The 17,668-nt window shown below is 59.9% G+C and carries 18 protein-coding genes; 13 read left to right on the top strand and 5 right to left on the bottom strand.

Going from position 1 to position 17,668, the window contains the following annotated elements; genetic code table 11:
- Nucleotides 1–72 precede the first annotated feature (72 nt).
- On the bottom strand, nucleotides 73–333 hold the full coding sequence (locus tag MKR05_RS09705) for a hypothetical protein (protein ID WP_032428979.1): 261 nt from the start codon (nucleotides 331–333) through the stop codon (nucleotides 73–75).
- 168 nt (nucleotides 334–501) lie between these two features.
- Here MKR05_RS09705 and fimB point away from each other — a divergent pair, with 168 nt between their 5' ends.
- The 9 genes from fimB to MKR05_RS09660 all read left to right on the top strand — a co-directional run bounded on the left by fimB (nucleotide 502) and on the right by MKR05_RS09660 (nucleotide 9,226).
- Nucleotides 502–1,107 carry a type 1 fimbria switch DNA invertase FimB gene (gene fimB, locus MKR05_RS09700; protein WP_023290937.1) on the top strand — a complete coding sequence of 202 codons (606 nt, stop codon included), beginning with the start codon at nucleotides 502–504 and terminating at the stop codon, nucleotides 1,105–1,107.
- Nucleotides 1,108–1,559: 452 nt separating this feature from the next.
- On the top strand, nucleotides 1,560–2,168 hold the full coding sequence (gene fimE / locus MKR05_RS09695) for a type 1 fimbria switch DNA invertase FimE (protein ID WP_044524645.1): 609 nt from the start codon (nucleotides 1,560–1,562) through the stop codon (nucleotides 2,166–2,168).
- A gap of 479 nt (nucleotides 2,169–2,647) precedes the next feature.
- Nucleotides 2,648–3,196 (top strand): type 1 fimbrial major subunit FimA, encoded by a 549-nt coding sequence (gene fimA / locus MKR05_RS09690; protein ID WP_004205364.1) that lies wholly within the window; start codon nucleotides 2,648–2,650, stop codon nucleotides 3,194–3,196.
- A gap of 71 nt (nucleotides 3,197–3,267) precedes the next feature.
- Nucleotides 3,268–3,804, top strand: coding sequence for a fimbrial protein (locus tag MKR05_RS09685; RefSeq protein WP_012967260.1), 537 nt, complete (start codon nucleotides 3,268–3,270; stop codon nucleotides 3,802–3,804).
- 70 nt (nucleotides 3,805–3,874) lie between these two features.
- Nucleotides 3,875–4,558 carry a fimbria/pilus periplasmic chaperone gene (locus tag MKR05_RS09680; RefSeq protein ID WP_372583952.1) on the top strand — a complete coding sequence of 228 codons (684 nt, stop codon included), beginning with the start codon at nucleotides 3,875–3,877 and terminating at the stop codon, nucleotides 4,556–4,558.
- Between the two features lie 81 nt (nucleotides 4,559–4,639).
- Nucleotides 4,640–7,252: a fimbrial biogenesis usher protein gene (locus MKR05_RS09675; protein ID WP_238875618.1), complete on the top strand. Its 2,613-nt coding sequence runs from the start codon at nucleotides 4,640–4,642 to the stop codon at nucleotides 7,250–7,252.
- Between the two features lie 10 nt (nucleotides 7,253–7,262).
- Nucleotides 7,263–7,790: a fimbrial protein gene (locus tag MKR05_RS09670; RefSeq protein WP_023290941.1), complete on the top strand. Its 528-nt coding sequence runs from the start codon at nucleotides 7,263–7,265 to the stop codon at nucleotides 7,788–7,790.
- A gap of 27 nt (nucleotides 7,791–7,817) precedes the next feature.
- Nucleotides 7,818–8,303 (top strand): fimbrial protein, encoded by a 486-nt coding sequence (locus MKR05_RS09665; protein ID WP_072199039.1) that lies wholly within the window; start codon nucleotides 7,818–7,820, stop codon nucleotides 8,301–8,303.
- A gap of 17 nt (nucleotides 8,304–8,320) precedes the next feature.
- Complete coding sequence (locus MKR05_RS09660; protein WP_032429212.1) at nucleotides 8,321–9,226, top strand: fimbrial protein; 906 nt, start codon at nucleotides 8,321–8,323, stop codon at nucleotides 9,224–9,226.
- A 267-nt stretch (nucleotides 9,227–9,493) separates the two neighbouring features.
- Here the strand turns inward: MKR05_RS09660 and MKR05_RS09655 are convergent, their stop codons facing one another.
- Both MKR05_RS09655 and yjdI read right to left on the bottom strand, forming a co-directional pair.
- Nucleotides 9,494–9,766 (bottom strand): GNAT family N-acetyltransferase, encoded by a 273-nt coding sequence (locus MKR05_RS09655; protein WP_002916201.1) that lies wholly within the window; start codon nucleotides 9,764–9,766, stop codon nucleotides 9,494–9,496.
- An 11-nt stretch (nucleotides 9,767–9,777) separates the two neighbouring features.
- Nucleotides 9,778–10,008, bottom strand: a complete 231-nt coding sequence (gene yjdI, locus MKR05_RS09650; RefSeq protein ID WP_004205354.1) for a 4Fe-4S mono-cluster protein YjdI — start codon at nucleotides 10,006–10,008, stop codon at nucleotides 9,778–9,780.
- Nucleotides 10,009–10,232: 224 nt separating this feature from the next.
- Here yjdI and MKR05_RS09645 point away from each other — a divergent pair, with 224 nt between their 5' ends.
- From MKR05_RS09645 to MKR05_RS09630, 4 genes are read left to right on the top strand one after another with little or no spacing between them, the layout of a single operon-like run.
- The gene (locus tag MKR05_RS09645; protein ID WP_032454006.1) at nucleotides 10,233–10,505 is read left to right on the top strand and encodes a YtcA family lipoprotein; all 273 of its coding nucleotides are present in this window, start codon (nucleotides 10,233–10,235) and stop codon (nucleotides 10,503–10,505) included.
- Between the two features lie 6 nt (nucleotides 10,506–10,511).
- Nucleotides 10,512–11,537 (top strand): multidrug transporter subunit MdtN, encoded by a 1,026-nt coding sequence (gene mdtN, locus MKR05_RS09640; protein ID WP_023290946.1) that lies wholly within the window; start codon nucleotides 10,512–10,514, stop codon nucleotides 11,535–11,537.
- A gap of 12 nt (nucleotides 11,538–11,549) precedes the next feature.
- Nucleotides 11,550–13,487 carry a multidrug efflux transporter permease subunit MdtO gene (gene mdtO / locus MKR05_RS09635; protein WP_238875620.1) on the top strand — a complete coding sequence of 646 codons (1,938 nt, stop codon included), beginning with the start codon at nucleotides 11,550–11,552 and terminating at the stop codon, nucleotides 13,485–13,487.
- Nucleotides 13,484–14,932 carry an MdtP family multidrug efflux transporter outer membrane subunit gene (locus MKR05_RS09630; protein ID WP_044524654.1) on the top strand — a complete coding sequence of 483 codons (1,449 nt, stop codon included), beginning with the start codon at nucleotides 13,484–13,486 and terminating at the stop codon, nucleotides 14,930–14,932. Before mdtO ends, MKR05_RS09630 begins: the two co-directional genes overlap by 4 nt.
- A gap of 250 nt (nucleotides 14,933–15,182) precedes the next feature.
- Here the strand turns inward: MKR05_RS09630 and MKR05_RS09625 are convergent, their stop codons facing one another.
- Together MKR05_RS09625 and MKR05_RS09620 are read right to left on the bottom strand one after the other, a co-directional pair.
- Nucleotides 15,183–15,482 carry a DUF1889 family protein gene (locus MKR05_RS09625; protein ID WP_004205347.1) on the bottom strand — a complete coding sequence of 100 codons (300 nt, stop codon included), beginning with the start codon at nucleotides 15,480–15,482 and terminating at the stop codon, nucleotides 15,183–15,185.
- Nucleotides 15,483–15,666: 184 nt separating this feature from the next.
- Entirely contained in the window at nucleotides 15,667–17,220 is a 1,554-nt protein-coding gene (locus MKR05_RS09620) for a peptide MFS transporter (RefSeq protein WP_023290949.1), read from the bottom strand.
- Nucleotides 17,221–17,668: the final 448 nt, after the last annotated feature.

Genomic DNA, 17,668 nt, shown 5'->3' with positions numbered 1-17,668 from the left:
TATTATCCCCAGGCTTTTTGCAGTATGGTTTAATCACTGTTGTAGTTTTGCAGTGAATGCTATCCAGACGGTTCAAGGTTGTATTCTGTCTGAGAAATTACTCATGCCATTCCCGTCGCTGAGATACGGGCGGCCGGCTGGCTGACGCCGTGCCGCCCCGACAGCCGGGAAATAAATCATGACGGCATTGATGGCCGCCTTGCCGTGGCCGGAAGCCAGTGCCTTCATCATCACGTGGGCATCATCAAGAGGATCAGGGATGTACAGGACGTGGAAACCTCCAGGAAAGATTCGCCAGTTCAACCAGCTAACCCTTTCTTTACCCTTCAGCATGCGGCGTCTTATCGCAGGGGATGGCGATAGCCCATGATACTGCGTGCACCCGTAGCAAATAAAAACGTTATCAGCACGCTGTTTAAAAATAAAAAGGCAGTCGCATTTAACAATGACCTGACGCAGGCCTGGAAAGCGTAATATTTGCCTGCCATAAAAGGGAACACCATGACGAATAACGCCGATATTAAAAAAAGGAACTTCCTGACTCAGAATGAAATCGAGTCGCTACTAAAAGCCGCCGATAGCGGTCCCTACGCCGCACGTAATTATTGCCTGACGCTGCTGTGCTTCATCCATGGTCTGCGCGCCAGCGAGATCTGTCGCCTGCGAATATCCGATATCGACCTTGCTTCCCGCTGCGTTTATATCCATCGGCTAAAAAAGGGGTTCTCGACCACCCACCCTTTGCTGAATAAAGAGATCCACGCCCTAAAGCGCTGGCTGGCCATTCGCAACACCTGGCCGCAGGCCGCCAGCGAGTGGCTGTTTCTCTCCCGCAAAGGCAATCCCCTTTCCCGCCAGCAGTTCTATCAGATTATCGCCTCTTCTGGCGACCAGGCGGGATTGCCGCTGGAGATCCACCCGCACATGCTGCGTCACTCGTGTGGCTTTGCGTTGGCCAATATGGGTATCGATACCCGCCTGATCCAGGACTATCTCGGACACCGCAATATTCGCCATACCGTCTGGTATACCGCCAGCAACGCGGGACGCTTCTATGGTATCTGGGACAATACGCGCGACAAACAGCGCCTGTCGCTGCTTCAGTAAGCCTGACGCCACGGATGGCGTTGTACCGCGTTGCGGGGAAATTAAATATCAATAAATTAACCCTCGGTTAATTATGATTACTGTTCCCGCAAGTTCTTATTTAATCCTGCGGTCACCTCGTTCAATTAACCCTGCATAAATTCCGGTTTTGCCGTGACTATTTATTGTTGGCTAAAATCCATCCCGCTATTTTTAAAATCTATCGTTTGAAAAAAACCTTTTATTTTATGCACATGCTATAAAACCCGAGAAGATCTATTGTGGCCTTGCTTAAAATCTCTAAAATTAAGAATTATCGCCAGGCGATATTTTGACTGGCTGTAAATATAATATGCTATCTATGCGTGGTTAATCGCCTTCACCTTGTACCGTTCTCGCATTACGGATCTTTTCCGTCATGGCGTATGGTTTCGCCATGACGACCCCTCACATCTTTTTCAGGAGCAACTATTGTGAACCGACGTCGTTTTCTTACCGCCAAAGAAGTTCAGGCTATGATGCAGGCCGCGCGTCAGGGCGCCACCGGCGAGCGGGACTACTGCCTCATCCTGCTCGCCTTTCGCCACGGGATGCGCATCAGCGAACTGCTGGATCTGCACTATCACGATCTGGATCTACGGGAAGGCCGGGTCAATGTGCGGCGGTTGAAGAACGGTTTTTCGACTATTCACCCGCTGCGCTTTGATGAACGTGAGGCCATTGAGCGCTGGAGTCAGGTCCGCGCCGGCTGGAAAGCGGCGGCCAAAACCGACGCGCTGTTTATCTCCCGTCGCGGTACCCCGCTCTCACGCCAGCAGGCATATCGTATTATTCGCGCCGCCGGGGAAAAGGCAGGTACCGTAACGCAGACCCACCCCCATATGCTGCGTCACGCCTGCGGCTACGAACTGGCGGAAAGAGGGACAGATACCCGTTTGATCCAGGATTATCTCGGTCATCGTAATATTCGACACACGGTACGCTACACCGCCAGCAATGCGGCGCGTTTTGCCGGAATATGGGAAAGAAATAATCTTATTGGAGAAAGCAATGCAGAAGCGGGAATTGATACAACCGATTGAATTTAATTAAAAAAATAAACCGTGAACAGGTCAATTGGGGCCAAACTGTTTATATCATAAAAATGTTTTGACATATTTTGCAACTCACCACGCCATATTTCTGCAAAAAAATTCATAATCATCTGATTTTAAATCATTTTTAAAACATCAATTACGCACTTTTCTCACCCTGACCTCCCGGGGCATCGACGCGCCTTCGCCAGCGGCATCGCTCTTCCTTTCGCACTCCGCCAACAACCACAGATTAAATATCCATATAAACAACATTTCTCAGAACTTAACACCATAAAACAGGCGTAATTAAACGGAAATCAGATCGTTTATCTCAACGAGTCAAAATGGCCCCAATTGTCTCATCGGTTGGGCTAAAACTGTGCAGAGCCGGCAGCCGGACCACTCGGCTGAAATCTGAAATGCCTGGAAGGCACAACGGCTGCCAATCCGGTTCGTTATTTCGACATCGTTCAAAGGAAAACAGTATGAAAATCAAAACACTGGCAATGATTGTTGTGTCAGCCCTGTCTCTGAGCTCCGCGGCGGCCCTGGCCGATACCACCACGGTTAACGGCGGGACCGTCCATTTTAAAGGGGAAGTCGTTAACGCGGCCTGTGCGGTGGATGCCGGCTCTATCGATCAAACCGTTCAGTTGGGCCAGGTGCGTTCCGCGAAGCTGGCCACGGCGGGGAGCACCAGTTCGTCCGTCGGTTTCAACATTCAGCTGGATGATTGCGACACCACGGTAGCAACCAAAGCGTCCGTCGCCTTCGCCGGTACGGCTATCGACAGCAGCAATACCACCGTTCTGGCGCTGCAAAACTCTGCCGCCGGCAGCGCGACCAACGTCGGCGTACAGATCCTCGACAACACCGGCACGCCGCTGGCGCTGGACGGCGCCACCTTCAGCGCAGCCACCACCCTGAATGACGGCACCAACATCATTCCGTTCCAGGCGCGTTACTACGCCACTGGCGCCGCGACCGCCGGTATCGCGAACGCGGACGCCACCTTCAAAGTGCAGTACGAGTAAGGCAACCATCAGGCAAGGAAGCCATCCGGGCCAGGAGGGCCCGCGCTTAATTTTGCAACCGGGGTGAAACGATGCAGGGAATGAAATCGGGTCTGCTACTGCTGCTGCCTCCGCTGGCGCTGGCCGGTAATCAGTGGAACGTCACGCTGCCGGGAGGGAGCATGCGCTTTCAGGGCCTGATCATGGCCAGTTCCTGCCGCGTTGAAGCCGGCGATCGGCAGATGACGGTCAATCTGGGACAGATCAGCAGTAACCGATTTCACGACGTGGGCGAAGACAGCAACCCGATCCCTTTCGCGATTCATTTACAGGATTGCAGTACGGCGGTCAGCCAGCATGTCGGGGTGGCATTTCACGGCGTGGCTGACGGCAAAAACCCCGATGTGCTGTCGGTGGGCGAAGGCCCGGGGATCGCCAGCGGGATCGGCATTGCGCTGTTCGACAGTCAGGGCCAGCAATTGCCCCTCAATCGTCCGCCGGATCGCTGGGTGCCGCTCTACCGCGGACCGACGACGCTAAATTTCGTCGCCAAATATCGGGCGACCGGACGCCAGGTCACCGGCGGGGCGGCCAACGCCCAGGCCTGGTTCTCATTAACCTACCAGTAATCAATCCGCAGACCAGCAGGACAACACCGTGAGCAGACAAGGAGATAATGTGAGAAAAACGGCAACGACGATACGCGGCATACTGACGGGATGTGTGCTTTTCGCCGCCGGCGCGTTGAGCGCCAGCGCGCACGCGGGCGTCGCGCTGGGCGCGACCCGGGTCATCTACCCGGCGGGTCAGAAACAGGTCCAGCTGGCGGTCACCAATAACGACGACAACAGCACCTGGCTTATTCAGTCATGGGTGGAAAATGCCGATGGGCAGCGAGACGGCCGGTTTGTTATCACTCCCCCCCTGTTTGCCATGCAGGGCAAAAAAGAGAACACCCTGCGCATTATCGACGCGACCAATAACCAGCTGCCGCAGGATCGGGAAAGCCTGTTCTGGATGAACGTGAAGGCCATTCCTTCAATGGATAAATCGAAGCTCAGCGACAACACCCTCCAGCTGGCGATTATCAGCCGCATCAAGCTCTACTACCGACCGGCAAAACTGGCCCTGCCCCCGGATCAGGCGCCGGACAAGCTGACCTTTAGCCGCAACGGATCGTCGCTAACGCTGACTAATCCCACCCCCTATTACCTGACGGTGACCGAACTCAACGCCGGAACGCGCATTCTGGAAAACGCCCTGGTGCCGCCGATGGGCAAAACCAGCGTCAAGCTGCCCGCGGATGCCGGCGGCACCATCACCTATCGCACCATTAACGATTACGGCGCGCTGACGCCGAAAATGAATGGCGTACTGCGTTAACTCTGGTGTGCCCCGCCGTGCGGGCCACGCTGCGCATGACCAGAAGCACTGACTGCCGGGCAACGTCGGACCGGAGGGATTATGTCACATCGAAAATATGGACTGGACCATGGGGGTCGCCCAAGCGCCCGGCGCCTGATTACGCCGGCGTTGACGCTGTGGCTCTGCTCGCAGCCGTTTGCCGCGCAGGCGGACCTCTATTTTAACCCCCGCTTTTTAGCTGACGATCCGGCGGCGGTGGCAGACCTGTCGGGATTTGAAAAAGGCCAGGAGGTCCCGCCGGGCACCTATCGCGTCGATATTTACCTCAATAACGGCTATATGACTACCCGGGACGTTACTTTCCAGGCCGACGCGCAGGGCCATGGCCTGTCGCCCTGCCTGACCCGCGGCCAGCTGGCGAGCATGGGGGTGGATACCGGACGGGTGACGGGCATGGCGGCCCTGGACAGTAAGGCCTGCGTGCCGCTAACGACGCTCATCAGCGAAGCCACCACCCGCTTCGATGTCGGCCAGCAGCGCCTGTATCTCACCGTACCCCAGGCGTTTATGGGCAGCCACGCCCGCGGCTATATTCCGCCGGAGCTATGGGATAACGGCATCACCGCCGGGCTGATTAACTATAACTTCACCGGCAATAACGTTCATAACGCCACCGGGGGGAACAGCCGTTACGCCTATCTGAATCTGCAGAGCGGGCTGAACCTCGGCGCCTGGCGCCTGCGCGATAACAGCACCTGGAGTTACAGCAGCGGCGGCAGCGCCTCATCCAATGAGAACCGCTGGCAGCACGTCAACAGCTGGCTTGAGCGGGACATCATTCCCCTGCGGTCGCGGCTTACCCTCGGGGATAGCTACACCAACGGCGATGTCTTCGACGGGATCAACTTCCGCGGCGCGCAGCTGGCCTCCGATGACAATATGCTGCCGGACAGCCAGAAAGGCTTCGCGCCGGTGATCCACGGGATCGCCCGCGGCACCGCGCAGGTGTCAGTCAAACAAAACGGCTACGAAATCTACCAGAGCACGGTGCCGCCGGGGCCGTTTACCATCGACGATCTCTACGCCGCGGGCAACGGCGGCGATCTGCAGGTCACCATTAAAGAAGCGGATGGCACCCGCCAGGTCTTCAGCGTGCCCTGGTCAACGGTGCCGGTGCTGCAGCGCGAAGGCCATACCCGCTTCGCCCTCTCCGCCGGGGAGTACCGCAGCGGCAACAGCCAGCAGGAAACACCCGATTTTTTCCAGAGCACGGCCATGCATGGCCTGCCGGCCGGCTGGACCCTGTACGGCGGCGCCCAGCTGGCGGACCGCTATCGCGCCTTTAACCTCGGGGTAGGGAAAAACATGGGCTATTTCGGCGCCTTGTCGCTGGATATCACCCAGGCCAACGCCACCCTGCCTGACGACAGCGAGCATCAGGGACAGTCGGTGCGCTTTCTCTATAACAAGTCACTGGATGAGACCGGCACCAACCTGCAGCTGGTGGGCTACCGCTACTCCACCCGCGGCTACTATAACTTTGCCGATACCACCTACCGCCGGATGAGCGGCTACAGCGTGGAAACTCAGGACGGGGTTATCCAGATGAAACCCAAATTTACCGACTACTACAATCTGGCTTACAGCAAACGCGGCAAGGTGCAGCTGAGCGTGACCCAACAGCTGGGGCGCACCGCCACCCTCTATCTGAGCGGCAGCCACCAGACTTACTGGGGCACCGACGATGCCGATGAGCAACTGCAGGTCGGCCTCAACGCCGCCGTAGACGATATCAACTGGTCGCTAAGCTACAGCCTGACGAAAAACGCCTGGCAGCAGGGACGCGATCAGATGCTGGCGGTTAACGTCAATATCCCCTTCAGCCACTGGCTGCGCTCCGATAGCCGTTCGGTCTGGCGGCACGCCAGCGCCAGCTACAGCCTGTCGCACGATCTCAATGGCCGCATGACCAATCTGGCGGGCCTGTACGGCACCCTGCTTGATGACAACAACCTCAGCTATAGCGTGCAAACCGGCTATGCCGGCGGCGGCAACGGCGACAACGGGAGCACCGGCTATACCGCGCTCAACTACCGCGGCGGCTACGGCAACGCCAACGTCGGCTACAGCCGCAGCGATGGCTTTAAACAGCTTTACTACGGGGTCAGCGGCGGCGTGCTGGCGCACGCCAACGGCATCACCTTGAGCCAGCCGCTGAACGATACCGTGGTGCTGGTGAAAGCCCCCGGCGCCGGCGGCGTGAAGGTGGAAAACCAGACCGGGGTACGCACCGACTGGCGCGGATATGCCGTCCTGCCGTATGCCACCGAGTATCGCGAAAACCGGGTCGCGCTGGACACTAATACCCTGGCGGACAATGTCGACCTTGATGATGCGGTGGTCAGCGTGGTGCCTACCCATGGGGCGATCGTCCGCGCCAGCTTTAACGCCCAGGTGGGGATGAAGATCCTGATGACGCTGACCCATCGCGGCAAACCGGTGCCGTTTGGCGCCCTCGCCACCAGCGACAGCAACCGGAGCGGCAGCATCGTCGCGGATAACGGTCAGGTCTACCTCAGCGGGATGCCGCTGGCGGGTAAGGTGCGGGTGAAATGGGGCGATGGCCCCGACGCCCAGTGCGTGGCCGATTATCGTCTGCCGCCGGAGAGCCGGCAGCAGGCGCTCAGCCAGCTGTCCGTCGCGTGTCGCTAAGGAGATGATGATGAGAACACCGCAGTATCTGCTGGGCGCCCTGCTCACGCTGGCCGCGCCGCTGGCCTTCGCTGCCGACAGCACGATCGCCATCAGCGGCTATGTGCGCGACAACGCCTGCGCGGTGGCCGGAGAGTCGAAGGAGTTCACCGTCGATTTGCAGGACAACGCCGCGAAGCAGTTTTACGCCGTCGGGGCAACGACCCCGCCGGTGCCGTTCCGTATCGTGCTGTCGCCCTGCGGCACTTCCGTCACCGCGGTGAAGGTCGGCTTCACCGGCGTGGCGGACAGCGTCAATACCAGCCTGTTAAAACTCGACGCCGGCGCCTCGGCGGCGGCGGGAATGGGGGTGGAGATTCTCGACCAGCAGCAGTCCCGACTGCCCGTCAATGCCCCGTCGTCAGCCATCGCCTGGACCACGCTGACGCCGGGCCAGACCAACATCCTGAACTTTTACGCCCGTCTGATGGCCACCCAGGTGCCCGTCACCGCCGGGCATGTCAATGCGACAGCGACTTTCACCCTGGAATTTCAGTAAGCGGAGGCTGCAATGAAATGGACCCACGTGGGCTGGCTGCTGGCCGGCCTGTTAACCGCGAGCCCTTCCCTGCGGGCGGCCGATGTCACCCTCACCGTCAACGGGAAGGTGGTGGCCAGACCCTGCACGGTCTCCACCGTCAATGCCACCGTCGAGCTGGGCGATCTTTACACCTTCAGCCTGATCGGCGCGGGCTCGGCATCGGCCTGGCACAGCGTGGCGCTGGATCTCAGCAACTGCCCCGTCGGTACCTCACGGGTGAAGGCCACCTTCAGCGGGACCGCGGACAGCACCGGCTATTACAAAAACCAGGGGACGGCAGGCAATATTCAGCTCGAACTGCAGAGCGAGGACGGCGCCACGCTGAACAACGGCAGCAGCCAGTCGGTACAGGTGGATGAGGCCAGCCAGTCCGCCCGCTTCCCGCTGCAGGTCAGGGCCCTGTCGGTCAACGGCGGCGCCACGCAAGGCACCATTCAGGCGGTGATTAACGTCACCTATACCTACGCCTGAGCCAGGAGAGCATCATGATGAAAAAAATTATCCCTCTGTTCACCACCCTGTTGCTGCTGGGCTGGTCGATAAACGCCTGGTCCTTCGCCTGCAAAACGGCCACCGGCGCGACGATCCCCATCGGCGGCGGCTCAGCCAACGTCTACGTTAACCTGACCCCGGCGGTCAACGTCGGGCAAAACCTGGTGGTCGACCTCTCCACGCAGATTTTTTGCCATAACGACTATCCGGAAACGATCACTGACTACGTGACCCTGCAGCGCGGATCCGCCTATGGCGGCGTGCTGTCGAGTTTCTCTGGCACCGTGAAATATAACGGCACCTCTTACCCCTTCCCGACCACCACGGAAACGGCGCGGGTGATTTACGATTCACGGACCGATAAGCCCTGGCCCGCCGTCCTGTATCTGACGCCGGTCAGCACCGCCGGCGGGGTGGCGATCGCCGCAGGATCGTTAATCGCGGTGCTGATCCTGCATCAGACCAACAACTACAATAGCGACTCCTTCCAGTTCATCTGGAACATCTACGCCAATAACGACGTGGTGGTCCCCACCGGCGGCTGCGATGTCTCTGCCCGCGATGTCACCGTCACCCTCCCCGACTACCCGGGCTCCATGGCCGTGCCGCTCACCGTGCACTGCGCGCAGAGCCAGCAGCTGGGGTATTACCTCTCCGGCGCCACCGCGGACAGCGCCCACGCGATCTTCACGAACACCGCCTCCGCCTCGCCGGCGCAGGGGATAGGCGTCCAGCTTACCCGCAACGGCAGCGCCGTGCCGGCGAACAGCACGGTCTCGCTGGGCACCGTCGGAACCTCGCCGGTCAATCTCGGCCTGACGGCGACCTACGCCCGGACCACAGGCCAGGTCACCGCCGGTAATGTGCAGTCGATCATCGGCATTACCTTTGTCTATCAATGATGACCGATGACATCCTCTCTTCCTGCTCGCTGGCCGCCCGGGGGTTGAACCAGCGGATGCTGAACGCGGCGAAGCGGCTGGCGGGGGTAAAAAGCGGGTGAAATATCACCCGCATATGGCCCCTCGCTTTCCGCACAGGCAGCCGCCTCGTTCATCAGCAAACTCACGGTCGGCGTTTGAACAGGCATGGGGGTAAGCGATGAGTGACTAATGGCGCGGATGCGCTGGCGAGTGAAAAGCGCACCGGTTTACACCGGTGCCGGTACGTCAGGCGCGAATATCGTCGTATTCGCGGGTGTTATCGAATTCATGTTTGGCAAACGGGCAGAGTGGAATAATCTTCCGCTGCTCCTGGCGCATTTTTTCCACCACCTTCGCCACCAGCTGTTTCCCCACGCCCTGGCCTTTCAGGCTGGGATCGACATCGGTATGTTCGATAATGCTGAGGTGTTCGCCGGTGGGAACAAAAACAATCTCCGCGACCTGGTTACCCTGCGCGTCGTTAACATAAAATTTGTTGTGCCCTTCCAGTATTTCCATCTTCTCCTCGCTTATTTATGACGATATTGCAGGGCGCCGCTCGGGCAGGTATCGATCACCTTCACCACCGTCGCGACATCCACTTCATCCGGGATGATCCACGGCTTACGCTTGAGATTGAACAGCTTCGCGCTGCCGCGCACGCAGTTCCCGGAATGCTGACAGATCGCCGTATTAAAGTAGACGTCGATTTTCTCCCCGGTGTAGGCCCGGTAGCCGGCTTCCAGTAATTCCTTATCCATGACATTGCCTCGGTCTTGTTTTATGACTTTCAGGCTAAGCATAGTCCTCCCCGTGACGGCTGACTATGCGCAAGTCGGTAATGGGCGTCAGGAGAGGGATTTGGCGCATCCTCCCGCTCTTCCGGCGCGCACGGATCCCGCACTCAACGAACGGTTGACTTTCATTCCCGCAACGAGGCGATTACACTCATGACACACTGGTAAGAGCACTCAGGGATGTTCCATTGAATCATATTGCCACCATAGCCCGCCCGGCGCGGCTACTGCTCGTCTTGCCGCTCACCGGCTGCTCACTCTCACCAGCGATCCCGGTATTGGGCGCCGCGTTCCCCGGCTGGTTTTTCTGCTTGTTGGGCGGCGCGTTTTTACTCATCCCCTGCCATATCCTGATTACCCGTAACGGCTGGCAGCCGCGCTTTTCTCCCCTGGTCTTCAGCTATGTCGCGCTGATGTTCCTGTTCGCCACGCTGCTGTGGTTTCTGTTTTTTGTTCACTGATCGCTTATGACTACTTCCCGCACTCCCCTGTTACGCAAGAAATGGCCTCTGCTGGCGCTGGTCCTCGCCGCCATCCTGGCGCTGATCCTGGTTATCTGGCAGTTGCAAACGTCGCCGGAGACCAATGACGCCTATGTCTATGCCGATACCATCGATGTGGTGCCCGAGGTCAGCGGACGCATCGTGGAGATGCCCATCCGCGATAACCAGCGGGTGAAAAAAGGCGATCTGCTGTTCCGCATCGACCCCCGTCCCTATCAGGCGATGCTCGATGACGCGAAAGCCCGGCTGACGACCCTCGACGCGCAGATTATGCTGACCCAGCGCACCATCAAAGCGCAGGAGTATAACGCCCAGTCGGTAGCGGCCGCCGTCGAGCGCGCCAGAGCGCTGGTCAAGCAGACCACCTCCACGCGCATCCGCCTTGAACCGCTGGTGCCGCAGGGGTTTGCCTCGCAGGAAGATCTCGATCAGGCGCGCACCGCCGAGAAAGCGGCGCGGGCGGAGCTGGAAGCCACGCTGCTGCAGGCCAGACAGGCCTCGGCGGCCGTGACCGGCGTGGATGCCATGGTGGCGCAACGCGCCGGGATCCTGGCGCAAATCGCCCTTGCCGAACTGCATCTGGAATTTACCGAAGTGCGCGCGCCGTTCAACGGCGTGGTAGTGGCGCTGAAAACCACCGTCGGCCAGTACGCCTCGGCGCTGAAGCCGGTCTTCACCCTGCTGGATGACGACCGCTGGTATGTGATCGCGAACTTCCGCGAGACCGATCTGAACAACGTGCGCCCCGGCGTGGCGGCGCGGATCACCGTGATGACCAACCACAACCGGACCTTTAACGGGGTGGTCGATTCGGTCGGCTCCGGGGTCCTGCCCGAAGGCGGGAGCGTCATCGAAGGCCTGCCGCTGATCCAGAAAAGCATTAACTGGGTCCACGTCTCGCAGCGCTTCCCGGTGAAAATCGCCGTCAGCGATCCCGATCCGGCTCTGTTCCGCATGGGCGCCTCAGCCAGCGCCGTGCTGCAGCCGTAGCCGGGCGACGCGATGTTTCCTCTCGCCCATTTTTTACGCCAGGAACTGCGCGACGCGCCGGGACGCGCCAGCTACACGCTGCGCCTGACGCTGAGCTGTGCGGTGCTCATCACCCTGTTCATGACCCTGCAGATCCCCTTCCTGGCCGTCGCGCTGATCGTCGTGTTCTACGTCAGCCAGCCTAACGTGTTGATGATTAAGTTAGTCAGCGTGGTCTTTTTTGTCACCGTCAGCGTGGCGCTCGGCGGCGTGCTGCTGATCATCAAGTGGACCTATGACTACCCGCTGATCCGCCTGGCGGCCTCCGTGGCGCTCTTTTTCTGCGCCATCTATCTGATGCGGGTGCTGGGCAAGCTGGGACTGGCCTTTTTCGTGGTGGCGCTGGCGGTGATTTACGCCCAAACCTTCCCGTCGATGACCAGCCAGAGCGAGATCCTGGTGCGGCTGCTGCTCTGGCTGTGGGTGGCGATTAACACCGCGATCCTTGTCACCCTGCTGGTCAACGCCTGTTTTCAGCAGGCCTTTCCCGGCAACCAGTTTAAGGCGCGTCTGGCGGAGATGCTGCAGTCGGTCGCCAGCCGGCTGGCGACCCCGGGCGGAGAAACGCCACCGACCTTCGGCGAGACCGCCGCGCTGTTCAACCAGCTGCAGTCGCTGTTCGCCCAGGCCTGCCGGGCGACGCCGGAGATCGCCGCCGATCCGCAGGCCTGGCGCTCGCGGCTGGCCGCCACCCTGCGCTGCTACCAGCTGGCGGCGCTGCTGCAAGCGGACGAGGCCGATAGCGACGATCGCCTGCTGCTGTCGCAGGCGGTACTCCAGCTGAAGAGCGCCCTTAGCGAGGGGCCGTTTGACGGCGCCATTCCCCCCCTGGCGCTCAGCGGCCGCGGCGCCAATCGCGCCGTTCTGCAGGAGATGGCTGCCCTTCTGCAGCAGCTGGCCCAGGGTGAGCCGGTGGCCCTGCCGCAGGGCCAGGTGGAAAAACCGCCTCTGCTGGCGCCGGACGCCTGGCGCAACCCGGCGTATCTCCATTTTGCGCTCAAGACCCTGCTGGCGACGCTAATCTGCTATGTCTTCTATACCGCTGCCGACTGGCAGGGGCTGCACACCATTATGCTGAGCTGCGTGATCGTCGCCCAGCCCGGGCTGGGCGCCACGATGCAGAAGACGTGGCTGCGCATCGGCGGCGCGCTGCTCGCCACTCTGCTGGCGCTGCTGTTAATCGTCTTTGTCCAGCCCTGGACCGACTCGCTGTCGGGGCTGCTGGCGATGTCCCTGCCGGTGATGGCGCTGGCGGCCTGGATTGCCGCCGGCTCGGAGCGTATCGCCTACGCCGGGATCCAGATTGGTTTCACCTTTGCGCTGGCCTTCCTCAGCTGGTTTGGTCCGCTGACAAACCTCACCGAGCTGCGGGACCGGGTGCTGGGCATCCTGCTTGGGGTGCTGGTCTCCTCCATTGTCCATTTGTATCTCTGGCCGGACAGCGAAGCGCCGCAGCTGAAATCGCGCCTCGCCGGACTCTATCGCCGGCTGGCGGACTGCCTCGCCGCCCCGCACGATGCGGTGCCGCTGGCCCCTCTGTTTGTCGCCTTCACCGACAGCGAAGCGCTGATCCATCGGGTTCGCGCCGAACCGCTGGGTACGTATGCCCACCCCTGGCCCCAGGCGAAAGACTGGCCGGTGCGCGCCACCCTCGCCCGGGCCGAGGAGATCGCCCGCCTCAGCGAAGGGTACCGGCTCAACGCCGCGCCGGGAGACCCGACCCTGACCCGCTGCGCCGAACAGCTGCGGCGCTACGCCGAACGTATCGAACAGGAGGCGACAGCGCCTGCCGAGCAGCTGGCCGCCGACCTGACTAACCCCTTTGGCCCGGCGCTGGCCGCCGCGCTGGCCGCCCTGCCCGACTGGGGCCCGACACCGATAGCGACTGAGCAACAGGCTAAAACGTCATGATGATCCTTCCTTTCTCCGCGCGGCTGCGCGGCACTCTCCTTACCCTGACGCTGACGCTGCTCAGCGGCTGCGCGCTGATCCAGGACGAGCCAGCCCAGGTCGCCATCGTCAATCCGCAGCAGGCCCAGCTGGCGCAGGTGATCCACCTGGCGAATAGCGACTGGCCGGCAGCCCGCTGGTGGGAGGCCTATGAGGATCCTCAGCTCAATATGCTGATCAACCGGGCGCTGCAGAACTCGCCGACCATGCAGGCCGCCCGGCTGCGCATCTCTCAGTCGCAGTCCACGGTGGAACTCGCCCAGTCGGCGATGGGCCTGCAGGCCACCGCCGTCGCGGCGCAAAACCGCCTGCGGATCACCGACAAATCCTTTAGCTGGCCCTACTCCTACTCCCTGCCGGTGGATAAGAACGGTCCCTGGTATACGCTGAACACCGTTGGCGTCGGGGCGCAGCTGAATATCGATCTCTGGGGAGCCGATCGCGCCCGGGTCGCCGCCGCCATTGGCGAGAAAAATGCCCGGCTGGCGGAGACCGCCGGCATTGAGCTCGACATCGCCAGCAGCGTGGCGCAGCTCTATTTCGCCATGCAGGCGACGTTCCAGAAAATCGCGCTGCTGCAGGACCTGGAAGGCATTGCCCAGTTCTCGGTGGCGGCCCACGAGCATCGGACCCAACGCGGCGTGGAAGACAGTGTGGATGTGGCCAACGCCCAGGCCGAACAGCTCGCCGCCCGCCAGCAGATCATCAGCGCCGAGGGGACGCTGACCCAGTATCGTGAAACCCTGCGGGCGCTGATCGGCGCCGATGCGCAAAGCATGCCGGCCATCCATCCGGTGGCGCTGCCTGCGCTCCAGGAGACGCTGCCGCCGTCGCTCTCTTTCGAGCTGCTGGCCCGCCGCCCGGACCTGCAGGCGCTGCGCGGGTATGTGACCGCCTCCCTGAGCCAGGTCGATGCGGCGAAAGCGGCGTTTTATCCCCATTTTGATATCAAAGCGTTCTGGGGCTATAACGCCCTGAGCGTCGGGGATCTGTTTAAGTCCTCTTTCCAGCAGATCAACCTGCTGCCTGGGCTCTATCTGCCGATCTTCGACGGCGGTCGTCTGAACGCCAATCTGCAGTCGGTGCGCACCGCCAGCAATATTCTGATCAAACAGTACAACCAGGCGGTACTGGACGCGGTTCGCGATGTCGCCATCAGCTCCAGCCAGCTTAACGACCTGAATCAGCAGCGCGCGCTGCAGCAGCTGAAGGTCACCGCGGCGCAGACCACCACCGACAGCGCTCGCGCCCATTATCAGCGCGGCCTGCTCAGCCGCTACGCCGCCGAAGAGGCCCGGCGGGCGGTCCTTGCCCAGCAGCTGTTGCTGCTGGATATTGAGGCCCAGCGATTGAGCACCGACATTACCCTGATCAAAGCCCTGGGCGGCGGCTACCGCGGCCAGTAACAAAAATGCCTTCCCCGGTGGGGAAGCCATTAAACCGTCTTCAGGAATTGCCCGGCGGCGCTGCGCTTGCGCGGGCCTACGGCCAACCGCATAGCGGTTTGATATTGCCGTCTTTCGTAGGCCGGGTAAGGCGAAAGCCGCCACCCGGCAGAAATGCGGGCACAATAATGAAACAGGTTTGTCATTAGCCAGAATGCCTTCCCCGGTGGGGAAGGCATTAAACAGAAGACGCGGGGTTGATGCGCGGCGATTACACCAGGGCGCGCAGTTCTTCCCGCATGTAGGTGGAAAAGAATTCCGGATGCTTAATCACCAGCCGTTCGCCGGCGGCGACCCGTTCAGCCCACTCCGCCACTTTGTCGGTAAACCCGGCGCTCCAGCCTTGCTGCTGACCGCGCTCAGCGACGTCGGCCGGGCTGGCTGGCACGCCCAGCTCTTTCAAATATTTGAGAATTCCCTTCGCGGTACTTTCATCCATAGACTGTGGTACTGGCTCAGACGTATTCATACCACCAATGAAATCCAATGCTTTATCAATGACTGCTGGCATAGGTGTGTCCTTATATTAACCACATAGTAAACCTGACTACACTATGGACCGGAAAGCGACGTGATTTCAAAGAACACGCTCACGTTATGGGACATCGCGCATTCAGAAAAGGGGATTTTGCACTGCAGGGGCGGGGGTTGGACAAAAAACAAGCCGGTCCCGCGGGACCGGCCTGCGGATCGCGTCAGGCGTTGCTGACGGATTTTTGCGCGCCGCTGGACTGACTGTTCTCCAGCATCCGGCGGACCGGGACAATCAGCACGGCCAGCACGGCGGCGCAGATCAGCAATGCGATGGAGCAGCGGGCGAAGAGGTCAGGCAGCAGCGACAGCTGATCGGCCTTCACATGACCGCCAATCAGGCCCGCCGCCAGGTTACCCAGCGCGCTGGCGCAGAACCACAGCCCCATCATCTGGCCGCGCATTCTCTCCGGCGCCAGCAGGGTCATGGTCGCCAGACCAATCGGGCTCAGGCACAGTTCGCCGAGCGTCAGCATCAGGATGCTGCCCACCAGCCACAGCGGCGACACACCGGCCCCGCCGTTGTTCAGGACGTTCTGCGCCGCCAGCATCATCAGGCCAAAGCCCGCCGCCGCGCACAGGATGCCAATGACGAATTTGGTCATGCTGCCCGGACGAACGTTTTTACGCGCCAGCGCTGGCCACGCCCAGCTGAATACCGGGGCGAGGAGAATGATAAATAAGGCGTTAATCGACTGGAACCAGACCGCGGGGATCTCAAAATCGCCGATCATCCGGTTGGTATAGTCGTTAGCAAACAGGTTGAATGAGGTCGGTTTCTGTTCAAATGCCGACCAGAAAAAGGCCGCCGAAACCAGCAAAATAAAGCACACCAGCAGGCGCGCCCGCTCTTTACGATTCAGCCCGGCGAAGACGAACAGCCAGATGAAATAGAGCGCTACGGAAGCGGCAATCACATAGACCAGCACGCTGGCCACCGCCACCGGGTTAATCACGATCGTGCCCAGGCTAATGAGCGTGACCAGCACAGCCACTCCCAGCGCCAGCGCCAGCAGCCACGCCCCAACGCCATTCTTTTTCGCCACCGGGCTGTTCCAGGTGGAGTCTAGGCCGACCTCTGCGTCATAGCGCTTCATCGACGGCACGGCAAAGACACGGAAAATGATCAGCGCCACCAGCATCCCGATCCCCCCGATGCCGAAGCCCCAGTGCCAGCCATGGGATTTAATCAGCCAGCCGGAGATCAATGGCGCGATAAACGAGCCGATGTTGATCCCCATGTAGAACAGCGAGAAACCGCCGTCGCGGCGCGCGTCGCCTTTTTTATACAGAGTGCCGACCATCACCGAGATACAGGTTTTAAACAACCCGGAACCGAGGACGATAAACATCAGGCCGATAAAGAACAGGTCGTTGCCCAGCCATGCCGACAGGGCGATCGACAGGTGCCCGAGGGCGATCAGAATCGAGCCGTACCAGACGGCGCGCTGCTGGCCAAGCCAGTTATCCGCCAGCCAGCCGCCCGGCAGCGCGGCCAGATACATACTGCCGGCAAAAATCCCGACGATCGCCGAGGCGTTCTCCCGCGCCAGCCCCATTCCGCCGTCGTAAACCGTCGCCGCCATAAACAGGATCAGTAAGGGGCGGATGCCGTAAAACGAGAAGCGCTCCCACATTTCGGTGAAGAACAGGGAGCCCAGCGGATAAGGATGGCCGAAAAAGGTACGGCTTTCGTTTTTATTAACAGAGGAATGCATAAATTCTCCAGATAATGTGCGCCGCAGCGCAAGTTAACCGTATAAAGCGGGCTGACGATTTATAATTTGTTTGTCTTAACATCAGGAACGAGCATTTTTAACCATTTGATAACCATGTAGTGGTTTTGTCCAGCCCCTTACCTTCCCTTTTTAGATGAAAAGTCGACAAACATCTAGTTTTATAGATTTAATGTTCGCAAAAACGTAAACGGCGTTGACATTATGCCATTGTAAAGAATACATAATTTTATTTATTAAAAACAGTAAGTTGATTGAGTAACAAAGGACAAAAAACGTCAGTGCGGGCAGGGCATATAACGACAGGAAAAGTAAGGGAAACGGGCTTGAGGAGGCAGAAATAGCGCTAAGGGAGAATATTGTTCAGCCATCCAGGTGTTTCACACCCGGAGAGCCTCCCGCGAGGCAGGATGCACATGGCTTGCCGGCT

This window comes from Klebsiella sp. K5-204, assembly GCF_030128585.1.
GTDB classification, from domain to species: domain Bacteria; phylum Pseudomonadota; class Gammaproteobacteria; order Enterobacterales; family Enterobacteriaceae; genus Klebsiella; species Klebsiella quasipneumoniae.
The sequence above is the reverse complement of the archived record's forward strand: the minus strand, read 5'-3'. Positions and strand labels throughout refer to the sequence as shown.